Genomic DNA, 19410 nt, shown 5'->3' with positions numbered 1-19410 from the left:
CAGCCCCTAGCCAGGATGTTCGATGGTTCACGATCGGCGGCGCGGATTCACTCGAGTCCGTCGACGAGTGCGAACAGCTCGTCGTCGGAGGCGGTCTCGAGGTCTTCCTCGCGCCGTTTCTTGGTCTTTGCGGTGGTCTGGTCGCCGATGACCTCCAGCAGCCTGCGCAGCCGTTCGCCTGCTTCGGCCCACACCGGTTCGTCGCCAGCCCCGTCCCGCAGCGCGGCTTCCAGCCGGCCGATCTCGGCCAGCACCGGCTCCGCGGCGTCGTCCGGGCCGTCCGGCAGCAGTTCGGTCCGCAGCCACGCGGCGAGTTCGCTCGGGGTCGGGTAGTCGAACACGAGCGTCGCGGGCAGTTGCCGCCCGGTCGCGGCACCGAGCCGGTTGCGCAGTTCCACCGAGGTCAGCGAGTCGAACCCGAGGTCCTTGAACGCCTTCCGGTCCTCGATCGCCTCCGCCGAGGCGTGCCCGAGCACGATCGCCACCTCGGTGCGCACCAGTTCGGTGAGCACCCGCTCCTGCTCCGCGCGGCCCAGTCCGGCCAGCCGGCTGGCCAGGTCCCCTTCGGGGCGGGCCGACGGCTCGGCCGCGGTGCTCGCCATCCGGCGGATCTCCGGCAGGTCCCGCATCAGCGGCGCGGCGCGCAGCCCCGCCGTGCCCGGCCCCGAGGCGAGTTCGGTCCAGTCGACGTCCATCACGGTGAGCACCGGGTCCGGTCCGCGCAGGGCCTCGCCCAGCGCCCGCGCGGCCAGCCTCGGGTCCATCGCGGGCATCGCGCCGCGTTCGAGCCGTTTGCGCGCCGCCTCGGTGGACTCGGCGAGCCCGCCACCGGCCCAGACACCCCAGGCCACCGTCAGCCCGGCCAGTCCGCGCGCCCGGCGATGCTCCGCAAGCGCGTCCAGGTACGCATTCGCCGCCGCATAATTGCCCTGCCCAGGACCACCCAACGTCGAAGCCGCCGACGAAAACAGCACGAACGCATCCAAATCGAGATCCGCGGTCAGCTCGTCCAGGTAACCCGCCGACGCGGCTTTCGCGGCCAGCACCGACTCCAAACGCGGCACCGAAAGCCGGTCCAGCACGCCGTCGTCCAGCACGCCCGCGGTGTGCAGCACGGAGGACAGCTCCGGACCGCACCACTCGACCAAGCCCGCCAACGCCGACCGCTCCGTGACGTCGCACGCCACCACCTCGACCGAGGTGCCCAGCGCGGCCAGTTCCGCGACGGTCGCGGCGACCCCGCGTGCCGAGGGACCGGAACGGCTGGTCAGCACGACCCGAGGCGCGCCCTGTTCGGCGAGCCACCTCGCGACATGCCCGGCGATCGCGCCGGTGCCGCCGGTGAGCAGCGCCGTACCTCGCGGCGTCCACGGCTGCGACGCCGGTCGTCCGGCGTGCACGAGCCGACGGCCGAGCAGCCCGGCCGAACGGAGCGCGACCTCGGACTCGCCGCACCCGGCGAGCACCGAAACCAGCCGCGCACCCGCACGCTCGTCGAGCGTCTCCGGCAGGTCGAGCAGCCCGCCCCAACGCTCCGGGTGTTCCAAGCCGACCACCCGGCCCAGACCCCACACCTGCGCCTGCACCGGGCTGACCAGGGTCTCCCCCGGCCCGGCCGCCACCGCGCCCCGGGTCGCCAGCCACAGCGGGGCGGTCACCCCGGCGTCGCCGAGCGCCTGCACCAGGCCGAGCGTCGCCGCCAAGCCCGCCGGCACCGAAGCGTGCCCGGCGACCGGCGTCTCGTCCAGGGCCAGCAGCGAAACCACCCCGGACACCGCATCGCGGTCAATGTCAGACAGCAGCGCGGTGAACTCGGCACGGTCCACCGTCCCGGCCGGGCATTCGACCACGGTCACGTCCGCGCCCCGGGTTTCCAGCGCTGCCAAGCAATCCCGGGCAGTGTCGGCGTTCGGCGCGACGACGAGCCAGGTCCCGGACAACACGCGGGCGTCCGGCTCCGAGACCGGAGCCCAGGTGATGCGGTAACGCCAGTTCGCGGTGGTCGACCGGTCCTGTTCGCGTCGCCGCCAGGAGGCCAGCGCGGGCAGCACCTCGTGGAACGGCCGCGTGCTGTCCACCGACAGCGAGTCGGCGAGACCGCTCAGGTCGCCCCCTTCGACCGCCGCCCAGAACTCGGCGTCGGCCGCGCTGTCCTGGACCTCCGTCGCGCCGGCCTTCGGCAGCTTCAGGATGCCTTCCGGCCAGAACCGTTCCGTGCGGAAGGCGTAGGTCGGCAGGTCCAGCCGCTGGCCGGCGGGCAGCACGGCACGCCAGTCCACGTGCACGCCGCGCACGAAAGCCTGCGCCAGCCCGGCCATCAGGCCGGTGCCGTCCTTGCGCTGCAACGGCACGAACGCCGCATCGGCCGGGCTGAGCGCGGACAACGAACCGTCCGGCCCGACCTCCAGGAACACCGAAATCCCCTGCGCCACAAGGGACTCCACCGCGTCCCCGAACCGGACCGGGCGACGCGTCTGCGCGGGCCAGTACTCGGCCTCGCAGTCAGCGACCAGCTCACCGGTCAACGCACCCGCCCACAACAGCTCCGGACGCTCGTACGTGAGCCCTTCAGCCACCTGACGCAGCTCATCCAGCACCGGATCCATCGCCGCCGAGTGGAAGGCGTGGCTCACCCGCAGCCGCCGAACCCGGTTCCCGCGCTCCTTCCAGAGCGCGACAAGCTGGTCGACCTCCTCGGTCTCACCGGAAACCACCACCGACTCCGGACCGTTCACCGCCGCGATCGACATGCCGTCGACCAGCGTCTCGGCCACCTCGGCCTCCGGCGCGTTGATCGCCGCCATCGCACCACCCACCGGCAACGCCTGCATCAACCGCGCACGAGTAGCGACCAGACGACACGCGTCAGGCAGAGAAAGCACGCCAGCCGCATACGCCGCGGCGACCTCACCCACCGAATGCCCGACCACCGCATCCGCCCGAACACCCGCGGCGCGCAACACCTCGAACAACGCCACCTCGAAGGCGAACAATCCCGCCTGTGCGAACAAGGTCTGATCGCCGTCCCGGGTTCCCGGATCCAGCACCACATCCCGGACCGCAACGCCCAGCTCCAGCTCCAACAGACCCGAAACCCGGTCGAAGGCCTGGGCGAACACCGGGTTCGCCTCGTAGAGGTCCCAACCCATACCAGCCCATTGCGAACCCTGGCCCGCGAACACCAAACCGACCCGAGCACCCGGATCCGCGACGCCCGAAACCACCGAACCCGACGACACTTCCCCGATCAGGCTGTCCAGCCCGCTCAGGAGATCGTCGCCCAGCACCACGGCCCGGTGCTCGAACACCGACCGCGTGGTGGCCAACGCCCAGCCGACATCCACCGGATCCAGCCCACGCCCGGCCACCCACTCACGAAGCCGACCCGCCTGCGCGGCCAGCCCGTCAGCGCTGCGGCCCGACAACACCCAGGCCGTGGGATCGTCGGCCGGCACGGTGGCCGCGGGCTCCGGCGCGGGAGCCTCCTCGACGATGACGTGCGCGTTGGTGCCGCTCATCCCGAACGCGGAGACACCGGCGCGGCGCGGACTTCCGGCGGCCGGCCACGGCGTGTTCTCGGTCAGCAGCTCGACCCGGCCGGCCGTCCAGTCCACATGCGACGACGGGTGCTCGGCGTGCAGCGTGCGCGGAATCTCCTGATGCTGCAACGCCAGCACCATCTTGATCACGCCAGCCACACCGGCCGCGGCCTGTGTGTGCCCGATGTTCGACTTCACCGAACCCAGCCACAGCGGACGGTCCCGGTCCCGCCCGTACGTGGCCAGCAACGCCTGCGCCTCGATCGGGTCCCCGAGCTTCGTCCCGGTGCCGTGCGCCTCCACCACGTCCACATCGGACCCCGACAACCCGGCATTCGCCAACGCCGCCCGAATCACCCGCTGCTGCGAAGGACCATTCGGCGCCGTCAAACCATTCGACGCACCATCCTGATTCACCGCCGAACCCCGCACCACAGCCAGCACGCGATGGCCGTTGCGCTCGGCGTCGGAGAGCCGTTCGACGACCAGCATGCCCACGCCTTCGCCCCAGCCGGTGCCATCCGCGTCGTCAGAGAATGCCCGGCACCGCCCGTCGGTGGAAAGCCCCTGCTGGCGCGAGAAGTCGACGAAAGTGCCGGGGTTGGCCATCACGGTGACCCCGCCGGCCAGCGCCAGCGAACACTCGCCCGACCGCACCGCCTGAACCGCGAGATGCAGTGCCACCAACGACGACGAACAAGCCGTGTCGATCGTGACCGCAGGCCCTTCCAGACCGAGCACATAGGACAGCCGCCCCGACAGCACACTCGTCGAGTTGCCCGTCATCAGGTGCCCTTCGGCACCGGAACCGGCTTGGCCGGACAGGGTGACGCCGAACCCGTAGCCGGAAGCGAAGCCACCGGCGAACACGCCGGTAGCGGTGCCCTTGAGCGCGGCGGGGTCGATTCCGGAGCGCTCCAACGCTTCCCACGAGGTCTGCAGGAGCAGTCGCTGCTGCGGGTCCATCGCCAGCGCCTCGCGCGGGCTGATCCCGAAGAACGCCGCGTCGAACTCCGTGGCGTCGCGCAGGAACGCGCCCGACTGCGTGTAGGAGGTGCCGGCGCTGCCCCGGTCGGGGTCGTAGAACCCTTCCAGATCCCAACCGCGATCGGTCGGGAACGCACCCACCGCATCCGTACCCGAACGCAACATCTCCCAGAACTCATCAGGACTCGCCGCACCACCCGGGAACCGGCACGCCATCCCCACGATCGCCAACGGCTCGTCCACCGGCACCGCCGCCACGGGAGCCGCGACCACGGGGGCGGTCAGGTCGCCGGTCAGTTCCTCGCGGAGGAACGCGGCCAGCGCCACCGGCGTCGGGTAGTCGAACACCACCGTCGCGGGCAGCCGCTCGCCGGTCGCCGCACCCAGCCGGTTGCGCAGTTCCACCGAGGTCAGCGAGTCGAACCCGAGGTCCTTGAACGCCTTCCGGTCCTCGATCGCCTCCGCCGAGGCGTGCCCGAGCACGATCGCCACCTCGGTGCGCACCAGTTCGGTGAGCACCCGCTCCTGCTCCGTCGGGTTCAGCCCGGCCAGCGTGCGGGCGAGGTCGCCCTCGCCGCGCGTAGTGTCCGCGGCGGCCTTGGCGGAGCCGAGCCGCCGCACTTCCGGCAGCTCCTGCACCAACGGCGCGTTCCGCAGTTCGGCGGAGGACTCCAGCTGTGCCCAGTCGACGTCCATCACGGTGACCGCGGCGTCCGGTCCGTCGAGGGCTTCGCCGAGCGCCCGCGCGGCGAGCTGTGGGTCCATCGCGGGCATCAGGCCGCGCTTGACCCGTTCCCGCACCACCTCGCTCGATTCGGCGAAACCGCCGCCCGCCCAGACACCCCAGGCCACCGTCAGCCCGGCCAGCCCGCGCGCCCGGCGATGCTCCGCCAGCGCGTCCAGATACGCATTCGCCGCCGCATAATTGCCCTGCCCAGGACCACCCAACGTCGAAGCCGCCGACGAAAACAGCACGAACGCATCCAAATCGAGATCCGCGGTCAGCTCGTCCAGGTAACCCGCCGACGCGGCTTTCGCGGCCAGCACCGATTCCAGGCGTGGCACCGACAACCGGTCCACCACGCCGTCGTCCAGCACGCCCGCGGTGTGCAGCACCGAAGACAACTGCGAACCGCACCACTCGACCAGGCCCGCCAACGCCGACCGATCGGTGACGTCGCACGCCACCACGTCGACGGAGGTTCCCCGCTCGGCGAGCAGCGCCGCCGTCCCCGCGACGTCACGCGCACCGGCGCCGGAACGGCTGGTCAGCACCACGCGCGGCGCACCGCGCTCGGCCAGCCAGTGCGACACGTGGCCCGCGATCGCGCCGGTCCCGCCGGTGATCAGCACCGCGCCCCGGGGCGACCAGCCCTCGGCGTCCCGGCCCCGCGCGGCGCGGCCCAGCCGACGGCCGAGCACGCCCGCCGGCCGGATGGCGACCTCGGGCTCCCCGGCCCCGGCGAGCACCGAAACCAGCCGCGCACCCGCACGCTCGTCGAAGGTCTCCGGCAGGTCGATCAGCCCGCCCCAGCGGTCGGGGTGTTCGAGACCGGCGACGCGGCCGAAGCCCCAGACCTGCGCCTGCACCGGGCTCGCCAGTGTCTCCCCGGCGCCGGCCGCCACCGCACCGCGCGTAGCCAGCCACAGCGGGGCGTCGATGATCACGTCGCCGAGTGCCTGCACCAGGCCGAGCGTGGCCGCCAATCCCCCGGCCACCACGGGATGTCCCGGCGTTGAGGTCTCGTCCAAGGCCAGCAGCGACAGCACGCCGCGCACTTCGGCGGGATCGACGTCGTCGAACTCGGCCGCGATCTCGAGGCGGTCCGCCGTGCCGGCCGGGAGCCGGACCACCCGGGTCTCCGCGCCGCGCGAGGACAACGCCTCGGCGTAGCCGGTGACGTCGTGGTCCGCCGGGGCGACGAGCAGCCAGGTGCCGGTCAGCGGCCGCGGGTCGAGTCCCTCGACCGGCGTCCAGTTGATCCGGTAGCGCCAGTCCGCGGTGGCCGAACGGTTCTGCTCGCGCCGCCGCCAGGAAGCCAACGCGGGCAGCACCTCGCCGAGCTTCGTGTGGTCCTCGATGGACAGTCGATCGGCGAGTTCGGTGAGGTCGCCGTTCTCCACCGCCGCCCAGAATTCGGCGTCGGCGGCGGAGGTGGGGCTGTCGTCCGCACCGGCCTTCGGCATCGCCAGGATGCCGTCCGGCCAGTAACGCTGGTGCTGGAAGGCATACGTCGGCAGCTGCGCGCGGTTCCCCTGGGGAATCAGCGTGCTCCAGTCCACGCCCACGCCCTGCACGAACGCCTGCGCCAGCCCGGCGATCAGGCCAGTGCCGTCCTTGCGCTGCAAGGGGACGAACGCGGCGTCCGCGGTGCCGAGCGCGGACAGCGAACCGTCCGGGCCGACCTCCAGGAACACCGAAATCCCCTGCTCCACCAGCGCAGCCACCGCATCCGCGAACCGCACCGCTCCCCGCGTCTGCGCGGGCCAGTACTCGGCCTCGCAGTCAGCGACCAGCTCACCGGTCAACGCACCTGCCCACAACAGCTCCGGACGCTCGTACGCCAACCCCGCGGCCACTTCGCCCAGCTCGTCCAGCACCGGATCCATGGCGGCGGAATGGAACGCATGGCTCACCCGCAGCCGCCGAGCACGACGGCCCTGCTCCTTCCACCGCGCCACGATGCGCTCGACCGCGTCGGCCTCGCCAGAGACCACCACGGACTCCGCCCCGTTCACCGCCGCGATCGACACCCCCGGCTCCAGCGACTCCAGCACCTCGGCCTCCGGCGCGTTGATCGCCGCCATCGCACCACCCACCGGCAACGCCTGCATCAACCGAGCACGAGTAGCGACCAGACGACACGCATCCGACAGGGAAAGAACCCCCGCCGCATACGCCGCCGCAATCTCACCCACCGAATGCCCCACCACCGCATCCGCCCGAACCCCGGCGGCGCGCAGCACCTCGAACAACGCCACCTCGAAGGCGAACAACCCAGCCTGTGCGTAAAGGGTCTGATCGCTGCCCGGTGTCTCCGAATCCAGCACGACGTCCCGAACCGAAACACCCAGCTCCAGCTCCAACAGACCCGAAACCCGGTCGAATGCCTGGGCGAACACCGGACTCGACTCATACAGTGCCCGGCCCATACCAGCCCACTGCGAACCCTGACCCGCGAACACCAAACCCACTCGAGCACTCAGATCGGCAACCCCGGACACCACCGAACCCGACGACACCCCAGCCGCCAAATCCGACAAACCGCTCAGCACATCGTCCCCGACCACCACGGCCCGGTGCTCGAACACCGACCGCGTAGTCGCCAACGACCACCCGACATCCACCGGGTCCAGCCCACGGCCGACCACCCACTCGCGAAGCCGACCCGCCTGCGCGAGCAACCCGTCCGCGCTGCGACCCGACAACACCCAAGGCCGCACGCCCGACACCACCGGAGCCGGCTCCACCGCTGGAACCTCTTCGACGGCAGGCGCTTCCTCCACGATCACATGCGCGTTCGTACCGCTGATCCCGAACGCCGACACGCCCGCCCGGCGAACCCGTCCCTCGGATTCCCAAGCCACGTTCTCCGTCAGCAATTCGACCCGGCCGGCCGTCCAGTCCACATGCGACGACGGCGTCTCGGCGTGCAGCGTCCGCGGAAGTTCCTTGTTCCGCAACGCCAGCACCATCTTGATCACGCCAGCGACACCGGCCGCGGCCTGCGTGTGCCCGATGTTCGACTTCACCGAACCCAGCCACAGTGGACGATCCCCAGCCCGTTCCTGGCCGTAGGTCGCCAGCAACGCCTGCGCCTCGATCGGGTCACCCAGCGTCGTCCCCGTGCCGTGTGCCTCCACCACGTCCACTTCGGACGCCGACAACCCGGCGTTCGCCAGCGCCGCCCGGATGACCCGCTGCTGCGAAGGACCGTTCGGCGCGGACAGACCGTTGGACGCACCGTCCTGGTTGATCGCGCTTCCCCGCACCAAGGCGAGGACTTCGTGGCCCTTGCGCCGAGCATCGGAGAGCCTTTCGACGACCAGCATGCCCACGCCCTCGGCCCAGCCGGTGCCATCGGCGTCGTCCGCGAACGCCCGGCATCGCCCGTCCACGGACAAGCCCTGCTGGCGCGAGAACTCGACGAAGGAGAACGGAGTCGCCATCACCGTGACACCACCGGCCAGCGCCAGCGAACACTCGCCCGAGCGCACCGCCTGAACCGCGAGATGCAGTGCCACCAGCGACGACGAACACGCCGTGTCGATCGTGACCGCGGGCCCTTCCAGACCGAGCACATAGGACAGCCGCCCCGACAGCACACTCGTCGAGTTGCCCGTCATCAGGTGCCCTTCGACCCCGGCGCCGTCCTGACCGGTCAGCGCCATGCCGATGGCATAGCCGGAGCCGAAACCGCCCGCGAACACGCCGGTGGCGCTGCCCTTGAGCGTGGTCGGGTCGATCCCGGCGCCTTCCACGGCCTGCCAGGCGGTTTCCAGCAGCAACCGCTGCTGCGGGTCCATCGCCAACGCCTCGCGCGGGCTGATCCCGAAGAACCCGGCGTCGAAACCGGTGGCGTCCCGCAGGAAAGCACCGGAACGGGTGTAGGTGGTGCCTTCGCTCTCCCGGTCCGGGTCGTAGAACCCTTCCAGATCCCAACCGCGATCGGTCGGGAACGCACCCACCGCATCCGTACCCGAACGCAACATCTCCCAGAACTCGTCCGGACTCGCCGCACCACCCGGGAACCGGCACGCCATCCCCACGATCGCCAACGGCTCGTCCACCGGCAGCGCCGCCACGGGGGCCACCGGCGCCGCGACCTGTTCCTGGTCGCCCATCAGCTCGCCGCGCAGGAAACCGGCCAGCGCGAGCGGCGTCGGGTAGTCGAAGACCAGCGTGGCGGGCAGCCGCAGCTTGGTGGCCGCGTTGAGCTGGTTGCGCAATTCCACCGAGGTCAGCGAGTCGAACCCGAGGTCCCGGAACGCCTGCCGGGCCTGCACCATCTCGGCCGACGCGTGCCCGAGGACCACCGCGGCCTGCGCGCGGACCACATCGGTCAGCACGCGTTCCTGTTCGGCGTGGCTGAGCCCGGCGAGCTGCTGCGCCAGCTCGCCCGCCGCCGGGGCCGCGGTCCGGTTCGCCGCGGTGGCGGCGGCCAGCCGGCGGATCTCCGGCATGTCCCGCACCAGCGGCATCTGGTGCACTTCGGCGGTGCCCGCGGCGGACCCGAGCTGCTCCCAGTCCACGTCCATCACGGTGACCACAGGGTCGGTGCCCGCCAGCGAATCGGCCAGCGCGCGCACGGCGAGCTTCGGCTCCATCGCGGGCATCGGGATGCGGCGCATCCGCGACCGGATGGCCTCGTTCGAGTCGGCCAGCCCGATCCCGGCCCACAGCCCCCAGGCGACCGACAGACCGGCCAGTCCGCGCGCCTGGCGATGCTCCGCCAGCGCGTCCAGGTACGCATTCGCCGCCGCGTAGTTGCCCTGCCCCGGACCGCCCAACGTCGAAGCCGCCGACGAGAACAGCACGAACGCATCCAGATCGAGATCCGCGGTCAACTCGTCCAGGTGAGCGGCGGCCGCCGCCTTCGCCGCCAGCACCGTCTCCAGGCGCGGCACCGACAACCGGTCCACCACGCCGTCATCCAGCACCGCGGCGGTGTGCAGCACCGAAGACAACTCCGGACCGCACCGGGCGATCAGCCCGGCCAACGCCGACCGATCGGTGACATCGCAGGAAACCACGTCCACCGCGGTGCCCTGCTCCGCCAGCCACGCCGCCGTCTCGGCGACGCCGGCCGCAGCGGGCCCGGAACGTCCGGTCAGCACCACGCGCGGCGCACCCTGCTCAGCCAGCCAACGCGACACATGACCGGCGATCGCGCCGGTGCCGCCGGTGACCAGCGCCGTGCCTCGCGGCGACCAGGTCCGGCCCGCACGCGGGCGAGGCACCCGCGACAGACGGCGGCCGAGAATCCCGGCCGGGCGCAGGGCCACCTCGGGCTCCCCCGCCCCGGCGAGCACCGACACGAGCCGCGCACCCGCACGCTCGTCGAAGGTCTCCGGCAGGTCGATCAGCCCGCCCCAACGCTCCGGGTGCTCCAGGCCGACCACTCGGCCCAGGCCCCAGACCTGCGCCTGCACCGGGCTCGCGAGAGTCTCGCCCAGCCCGGCCGCCACGGCGCCGCGGGTGAGCACCCACAGCGGCACGTTCTGCCCGGCGTCGCCGAGCGCTTGCACCAGGCCGAGCGTCGCCGCCAAGCCCACCGGCACCGAGGAATGCCCGGCCACCGGCGACTCGTCCAGCGCCAGCAGCGACACCACCCCGGACAGCTCGCCGAATTCGGCGCCCGCCAGGATTTCAGCCCGGTCCACGACACCGGCCGGGACCTCGGCCACGACGACCTCGGCACCACGCGCGGACAACGCGGCCGCGCACACCGGCTCGACGCCCTCGGGGACCACCAGCAGCCAGGCACCGGTCAGCGACCCGGTCCCGGGTTCCGCGACCGCGGCCCAGCCGACCCGGTACCGCCAGTTCGCGGCGGTCGAACGGTCCTGTTCCCCGCGGTGCCAGGACGCCAGCGCGGGCAGCACCTCGTTGAACGGACGCGCCCCTTCCCGCGACAGCGTTTCGCCGAGCGAAGCCAGGTCGCCCTTCTCCACGGCCGACCAGAATTCGGCGTCCGCCGCGGAGCTGACGAGCCGGCCGTCGCCAGAGGATTTGGCTGTCGGCAGGGGAAGCGCACCGGCGGGCCAGTACCGCTGGTGCTGGAACGCGTAGGTGGGCAGTTCGATGCGCCGCCCGGCAGGCAGCAGCAAGGTCCAGTCCACCGAGGCACCGCGCACGAAGGCTTCGGCCATCGACCGGACCACTCGGGCGGCGCTGTCGTCGTCGCGCCGCAGGGTGCCGCACACCGCGGCCACCACCGCGCCGGGACCCGCGGCGGCCGCGGCGTCCTCGACGGTGTCGTTCGTCGCGCCGAGAAGCACCGGATGCGGCGTCACCTCGATGAACAGCTGGTAGCCGCGGTCGGCAAGGATGCGCACGGCGCGCTCGTAGTACACCGGCGCGCGCAGGCTTTCGTACCAGTAGCCGGCGTCGAGTTCTTCGCCGGTGAGGTTCTCCCCGGTCATCGCCGACACCATCGGCACCCGGCCACGCCGCGGCTCGATCCCCGCCAGCACCGCGCGGATCTCCTCTTCCAGGCTTTCCACCTGCGCACAGTGCGACGCGTAATCCACCGCGACCGTCCGCGCCCGCACGCCTTCGGTGTCCAGTTCGGACTTCAGCTCCGCCAACGCCTCCGGCGCGCCGGAAACCACCACCGCGGACGGACCGTTCACCGCGGCGAGCGACAGCCGCTCGCCCCACCGGCCCAGCCGCTCTTCCACTTCGGCGGCAGCCGCGCTCACCGACAACATGCCGCCCAGGCCTGCCAGGGCCTTCAGAGACTTCGACCGCAGCGCAACGACCTTCGCACCGTCCGTAAGGGACAACATGCCCGCAACAGTCGCCGCCGCGATCTCGCCCTGCGAGTGCCCGATCACGGCATCCGGACGGACGCCAGCCGCCTCCCACATCGCGGCGAGAGACACCATCACCGCCCACAAGGCAGGCTGCACGACATCCGCCGACTCCAGCTCGCCTTCGAGCACATCGGACAGCTTCCAGTCCACAAAAGACTCCAAAGCCGCCTCGCACTCCGCCAGCCGCGCCGCGAACACAGGGCTCACCTGCGCGAGCTCCCGGCCCATGCCGACCCACTGCGAACCCTGGCCCGCGAACACGAACGCCACTCGGGTGCCGGACTCCGACACCCCCGAGACCAGCTCGGAGGAGGTCACCCCGGCGGACAGGCTTTCGAGCCCGCCGGACGGCTCGCCGACGACCACCGCGCGGTGTTCGAACACCGACCGGGTGGTGGCCAGCGACCAGCCCACGTCGACCGGGTCCGCGTCCGGGTTCGCCAGCGCCCATTCCCGCAACCGGTCCGCCTGCGCCGCCAGCGCGGCGCCGGACCGGCCGGACAGCACCCACGCGCCCGCGCCGGACAGCACCGGCTCCGGAGCCGCGACCTCCGCGGTGCCCTCGAAAGCGGGGGCTTCTTCCATGATCACGTGCGCGTTGGTGCCGCTGACACCGAACGCCGAAACCCCGGCGCGGCGGACCCGGTCACCGGGCGTCCACGGCCGCTTTTCGGTCAGCAGCCGGACATCTCCGGCCTCCCAGTCCACATGCGACGAAGGCGTGTCCACGTGGAGCGTCTGCGGAAGCTCTTCGTGCCGCAACGCGAGCACCATCTTGATCAGCCCCGCCACCCCGGCCGCGGCCTGGGTGTGCCCGATGTTGGACTTGACCGAGCCCAGCCACAGCGGACGGTCCCGATCACGTCCGTAAGCCGCCAGCAACGCCTGCGCCTCGATCGGGTCGCCCAGCGTCGTCCCAGTGCCGTGCGCTTCCACCACGTCCACATCGGACGCCGACAACCCGGCATTCGCCAGCGCCGCCCGGATGACCCGCTGCTGCGAAGGTCCATTCGGCGCCGTCAACCCGTTCGACGCACCGTCCTGGTTGATCGCCGAACCCCGCACCACGGCCAGCACCGGGTGCCCGTTGCGCCGGGCATCCGACAGCCGCTCCAGCACGAGCATGCCCGCGCCCTCGGCCATGCCCATGCCGTCCGCGGCGTCCGCGAACGCCTTCGACCGGCCGTCCGCCGCGAGACCGCGAGCGTGGGAGAAGGCCAGGAACCCGTCCGGGCTGGCCATGACCGTGGCCCCGCCGGCCAGCGCCAGCGAGCATTCGCCGCCGCGCAGCGCCTGAGTCGCCAGATGCAGCGCGACCAGCGAGGACGAGCACGCGGTGTCGACGGTGACGGCCGGGCCTTCCAGGCCGAGCGCATAGGAAACCCGGCCGGACAGCACGCTGGCCGCGTTGCCGGTCATCAGGTGCGGGCCGAGGTTCTCCAGCTCCTCCTCGTCCTCCATGCTGAGCGCCAGGTAGGAAGAGCCGTAGCCGCCGACGAACGCGCCGGTCTGGGAGCCGCGCAGCGTCGCTGGGTCGATCCCGGCGCGTTCGAACGCCTCCCACGAGGTCTCCAGCAGCAACCGCTGCTGCGGGTCCATCGCGAGCGCCTCGCGCGGGCTGATCCCGAAGAACCCGGGGTCGAACGCACTGGCCTCCCGGAGGAAACCGCCGACCTGCGTGTAGGAAGTCCCCGTGCGTTCGGAATCCGGGTCGTAGAGCGCCTCCAGATCCCACCCGCGGTCGGTCGGGAAGGTGGAGAGCCCTTCGCCGCCGGTGGAGAGCATCTCCCACAGCGTCTCGGGGCTGGTCGCGCCGCCGGGGAACCGGCAGGCCATGCCGACGATCGCGATCGGCTCGCCGTCCACCACCGCCTGCGGCGCCGGTGCGGCGGCGGGCGCTTCGACGCCGGCGAGGTCCTCCAGGTCGTCGGCGAGCTGCTCCCACAGGAAACCGGCCAGTGCCACCGGGTTCGGGTAGTCGAAGACCAGCGTGGCGGGCAGCCGCAGCCCGGTCGCCGGGTTCAGCCGGTTCCGGAACTCGACCGCGATCAGCGAGTCGAACCCGAGGTCGGTGAACGGCTTGCCCGGCTCGATCGCGTCGCCGGAGGAGTGCCCGAGCACCGCGGCCGCGTGCGTGCGGACCAGGTCGACCAGCACCCGGTCGCGTTCCGCCCCGGCCAGCCCGGCGAGTTCGCGGCGCAGCCCGTCGGAAGCGCCGGCACCCCCGGTGTCCGCGGCGGCGACCGCACGGCGCGGGAGGAAATCGTCGGCCAGCACCTTCCACAGCGCCGGGATACCGGTCGCGGCGGCCTGCGCGCGCAGCGCCGTCTTGTCCAGCCGCGCGGTGACAAGGTTCGCGTCGGCGCGGCCGAGCGCGAGGTCGAGCAGGACGAGGCCTTCCTGCTCGTCCAGCGCCATCAGACCGGACCCGGTCATCCGGCGCAGCATGACCTCGTCGAGGTCGCGGCCGATGCCCGCCTCGGGCATCCACGGCCCCCAGGCGAGCGAGGTGCCCGCGAGTCCGGCCGCGCGGCGGTGCGCGGCCAGCGCGTCGAGGAAAGCGTTGCCCGCGGCGTAGTTCGCCTGCCCGGCGCCACCGAAGGCGGCGGCGACCGAGGAGAAGACCACGAAGTCGGTCAGGTCGAGGTCGCGGGTCAGCTCGTGCAGATGCCACCCGGCGTCGACCTTGGGGCGCATGACCGAGGCGAGGCGCTCCGGGGTCAGCGATTCGACCATGCTGTCGTCGATGACGCCCGCGGCGTGGAACACCGAGCCGAGCGGACAGTTCGCCGGAACGGCATCCACCACCGCGGCCAGCGCGTCGCGGTCCGCCACGTCGCACGCGACGATCCGCACGGAAGCGCCGCGCTCGGCCAGGTCGGCCGCGGTGGCGGCCGCTCCGTCCGCGCCCGCGCCGGAGCGGCTGAGCAGGAGCACGCCGTCTGCCCGGCGGGTGGTCACCAGGTGCCGGGCCACGACCCCGCCCAGCGTTCCGGTGCCGCCGGTGATCAGCGCGGTGCGCGAATCCGGCGCGGGTGCGATGTCGGCCGGGTCGAGCACCGCCAGCTGACCGGCCGGGCGGGTCAGCCGTCGGCCGTGGGCCTGTCCGTCGCGGACGGCCAGTTCCGGTTCCCCGCTGCCCAGCGCGGCGGCCAGCGCGGCGACCTCCCCGGCGACGGCGAGGTCGGCCAGCACGATCCGCTCCGGGTTCTCCAGCTGCGCGGACCGCAGCAGACCCCAGACCGCGCCGGAGGCCACGTCCGACAGGTCTTCCCCGGCCCGCACGGCGACCGCGCCCCGGGTGAGCACGACCAGGCGCGCCGGTTCGAGCCTCCGCTCGGCGAGCACGGCCTGCGTCACTTCGAGGGCGTGCGCGGTGACCTGCTGGGTCGCGGCCGGCACGTCGTCGGTGTCGCCCTGCACGCAGGACAGCACGAGCGCCGGAACGGTCTCGGCGGCGACAAGCTGCGCGACGTCTTCGTAGGCCTGCACCGGAATCCCGGCCACGCCGAGTTCCTCGGCCACGCCGAACAGGTCAGCGCCGACGAGCGCCCAGTCGCCGCCGGGGATGTTCTTGTCCGCCAACGGCGTCCACTCGACGGTAAAGAACGCTTCCTTCAGCCATTCGTCCCCGGCCTGCAACTGCTCCGGCGAGACCGGCCGGGTCACCAGCGAACCCACGGAGACCACCGCGCGGCCGTCGGCGTCCACACCGGACATGCTCAGGTTGCCCTGTGCGTCCCGGCGCAGCCGGACCCGCAGCGTCGCGGCGCCCCGGGAGTGCAGCTGCACGCCCGTCCAGGCGAACGGCATCCGGATCTGGCCCTGATCGCCGTCGCCGTCCGCCTCCGGCTTCGCCGCGTCCGCGACGACTCCGGCCAGCAACGCCGAGTCCAGCAGCACCGGGTGCAGCCCGTACGCTTCCGCGTCCGCGGCCACCTGCTCAGGCAGCGCGACCTCGGCGAAGATGTCCTCACCGCGCAGCCAAACCGCCTGCAGCCCTTGGAAAGCCGGGCCGTACACGTCGGCGAGATGCACCGTGTACAGGTCGGAGATGTCGATCGCGGTGGCGTCCCGCGGCGGCCACACCGCGAGATCCGCGGTCTGGACGGGGCTGTCGGAGGCGGCGGCGATCACCGCGGCCGCGTTCTTCTCCCACTCGTGGTCCTCGTCCGGCCGGTCGAGCCGGGAGAAGACGTTCACGTCGCGGCGGCCGGTGCTGTCGGCCGCGGACACCACCACCTGCACCTGCACGCCGGTGTTGTCCGCGGGCAGCACCAGCGGCGCCTGCAAGGTCAGTTCTTCGATCAGCGCGCAGCCGACCTGCCGGCCGGCCTGCGCGACCAGTTCGGCGAATCCGGTGCCGGGCAGCAGAACGACGCCGCCCACGGCGTGGTCGACCAGCCACGGGTGCGAACGCAGCGAAAGCCGGCCCGTGCAGGCGAGCATGCCGCCGTCGGCCAGTTCCACCACCGCGCCCAGCAGCGGGTGCCCGGCGGCGCCGAGGCCCAGCGACGCCGGGTCGCCGCCACCGACGGTCTTGGTGCCGGGCAACCCGAGGGTGCCCTTCGGCCAGTAACGCTCATGGCGGAACGCGTAAGTGGGCAGTTCCACCCGCTCTCCGGCGGGGAGCACGGCCGTCCAGTCCACAGTGGCCCCGGCGACGAAAGCCTCGGCCAGCGAGGTCAGCAGCCGGGTCGCACCGCCATCGTCACGGCGCAACGTGGCGCACACGGCGGCGGGCTGGGTGCCCGGACCCGCTTCGGCGGCGGCCGCGTCGAGGGTGTCGGTCATGGAGGCCAGCAGCACCGGGTGCGGCGTGACCTCGACGAACAGTTGGTGGCCCGTGCCCGCGAGAGTGCGGACCGCCTTTTCGAAGCGGACCGTGGCGCGCAAGCTGTCGTACCAGTACCCGGCGTCGAGCGCGGTGCCGTCGAGCAGTTCGCCGGTGACGGCCGAGACGAGCGGCACCCGTCCGGTCTGCGGGCGCACCTCGGCGAGCAGGGACTTGATCTCGTCTTCGAGCTGTTCGACCTGCGCACAGTGCGAGGCGTAGTCCACCTTCACCAGGCGCTCGCGGATCCCGTCCGCCTGAAGCTGCGCACGCAGTTCGCCCAGCGCTTCGATCTCGCCGGAGACCACCACCGTCGAAGGACCGTTGATCACGGCGATCGACAGCCGCCCGTCCCACGCCTGCAGCCGCTCTTCGACGCGTTCGGCCGGTTCGGTGACCGACAGCATGCCGCCGATGCCGGTGATCGCCCGTAGCGCCCGCGAACGCAGCGCCACCACCTTCGCACCGTCCTCAAGGGACAGTATGCCCGCCACCGTGGCAGCCGCGATCTCGCCCTGCGAGTGGCCGACGACGGCTTCGGGGTTGACCCCGGCCGCCTCCCACACCGCGGCCAGCGACACCATCACCGCCCAGAGCGCGGGCTGCACCAGGTCCGCCGACTCCAGCTCGTCCTGGAGCACTTCGGACAGTTTCCAGTCCGCGAAGGGCTCCAGCGCTCGCTCGCATTCGGCGAGGCGTGCCGCGAAAACGGGACTGACCTGTGCCAGCTCACGACCCATGCCCAGCCACTGCGAACCCTGGCCGGGAAACACGAACACCGTGCGCGCCTGTCCGTGCGCGACGCCGGTCACGACCGAGGAGACCGTCTCCCCGGCGGTCAGCTCGCGCAGACCGCCGACCAGCTCCGAGCGTTCGGCGCCGATCACCACGGCGCGGTGCTCGAAGACGGAGCGGGTGTCGGCGAGCGACCAGGCAATGTCCGCTGTGGACAGTCCGGGGCGGCTGCTCGTCCAGTCGAGCAGCCGTGCGGCCTGCGCGTGCAGACCGTCCGCCGACCGGCCGGAGACCGACCAGGCGAGGCCACCCGACACCACCGGGGTCCGGACTTCGGCGACTTCGACGGTGTCCTGCGGCTGGTCTTCGGTGCTGTCCTCGGCCTCGGTTTCTTCCAGGGCCGGAGCTTCTTCGATGATGAAGTGCGCGTTCGTGCCGCTCACCCCGAACGAGGACACGCTGCCCCGGCGGGTCCGTTCGCCGGACGGCCACGGCCGCGCTTCCGACAGCAGCCGGACGTCCCCGGCCGACCAGTCGATGTGCGGCGACGGCTCGTCGGCGTGCAAGGTCTGCGGCATGCGCTCGTGCTGCAGCGCGAGCACTGTCTTGATCACGCCCGCGACCCCGGCCGCGGCCTGGGTGTGCCCGAAGTTCGACTTCACCGAGCCCAGCCACGTCGGACGGCCTTCCGCCCGGTCCTGGCCGTAGGTGGCGATCACCGCCTGCGCCTCGATCGGGTCACCCAGCGTCGTCCCCGTGCCGTGCGCCTCCACCATGTCGACGTCCTGTGGGGACAGCCGGGCGTTGGAGAGCGCCGCGCGGATCACTCGCTGCTGCGAGGGGCCGTTCGGCGCGGCGAGGCCGTTGGAGGCGCCGTCCTGGTTGACCGCGGAACCCCGCACCACCGCCAGCACCGGATGCCCGTTGCGCCGGGCGACCGACAGCCGTTCCAGCACGAGCATGCCCGCGCCCTCGGCGACGCCCATGCCGTCGGCGTCGGCGGAGAACGCCTTGCAGCGTCCGTCCGAGGCCAGGCCTAACTGACGCGCGAACTGGGTGAACATGATCGGGATCGCGGTGACGGTGACCCCGCCGGCGAGGGCGAGGTCGCATTCGCCGGTGCGGATCGACTGGCAGGCAAGGTGCAGTGCCACCAGCGAGGACGAACACGCGGTGTCGACGGTGACCGCGGGTCCTTCCAGGCCCAGCGAGTAGGACACCCGGCCGGAGATGACCGAGGTCGAGGTCCCGGTCATCAGGTGGACGTCCAAGTCCTCTTCGGCGGCGAAGCCGTAGCCGGACAGCGCGGCGCCCGCGAACACGCCGGTCTGCGAGCCGCGCAGCGAAGTCGGGTCGAGCCCCGCCCGCTCCAGCGCTTCCCAGCAGACCTCCAGCAGCACCCGCTGCTGCGGGTCCATCGCGACCGCCTCGCGCGGGCTGACCCCGAAGAATCCGGCGTCGAATCCGCTGGCGTCGTCGATGAACCCGGCCTCGGGCTTGGGCACCGTGCCGTCCGGCTCGCGGCCGAACAGCGCCTCGGCGTCCCAGCCGCGGTCCTCCGGGAACCCGGCGACGCCATCGGCCCCGGTGGAGAGCAGCCGCCAGAACTCCTTCGGAGACGTCACCCCGCCGGGATAGCGGCACCCGATGCCGACGATCGCGATCGGCTCGCCGTAGCGGTCCTCGACGTCACGAAGGCGCTGACGCGTCTCGTGCAGATTCGTCGTCACCCATTTCAGGTAATCCCGGAGCTTCGCCTCGTCTGCCATCGGTTCT

Annotated in this window: 1 protein-coding gene; it reads right to left on the bottom strand. The window is 72.1% G+C overall.

Going from position 1 to position 19410, the window contains the following annotated elements:
* Positions 1–47: 47 nt before the first annotated feature.
* Positions 48–19403: a type I polyketide synthase gene (locus ACLJRM_RS21060; RefSeq protein ID WP_410664038.1), complete on the bottom strand. Its 19356-nt coding sequence runs from the start codon at positions 19401–19403 to the stop codon at positions 48–50.
* Positions 19404–19410 lie beyond the last annotated feature (7 nt).

The organism is Amycolatopsis sp. lyj-84, from assembly GCF_046549075.1.
Lineage (GTDB): Bacteria > Actinomycetota > Actinomycetes > Mycobacteriales > Pseudonocardiaceae > Amycolatopsis.
Note: the sequence above shows the minus strand (reverse complement) of the source record. Positions and strands in the feature narration are given on the sequence as shown.

Excerpts from the sequence above, each read along its gene's own strand:
- ACLJRM_RS21060 (WP_410664038.1), bottom strand. The coding sequence starts at position 19,403 with ATGGCAGACGAGGCGAAGCTCCGGGATTACCTGAAATGGGTGACGACG.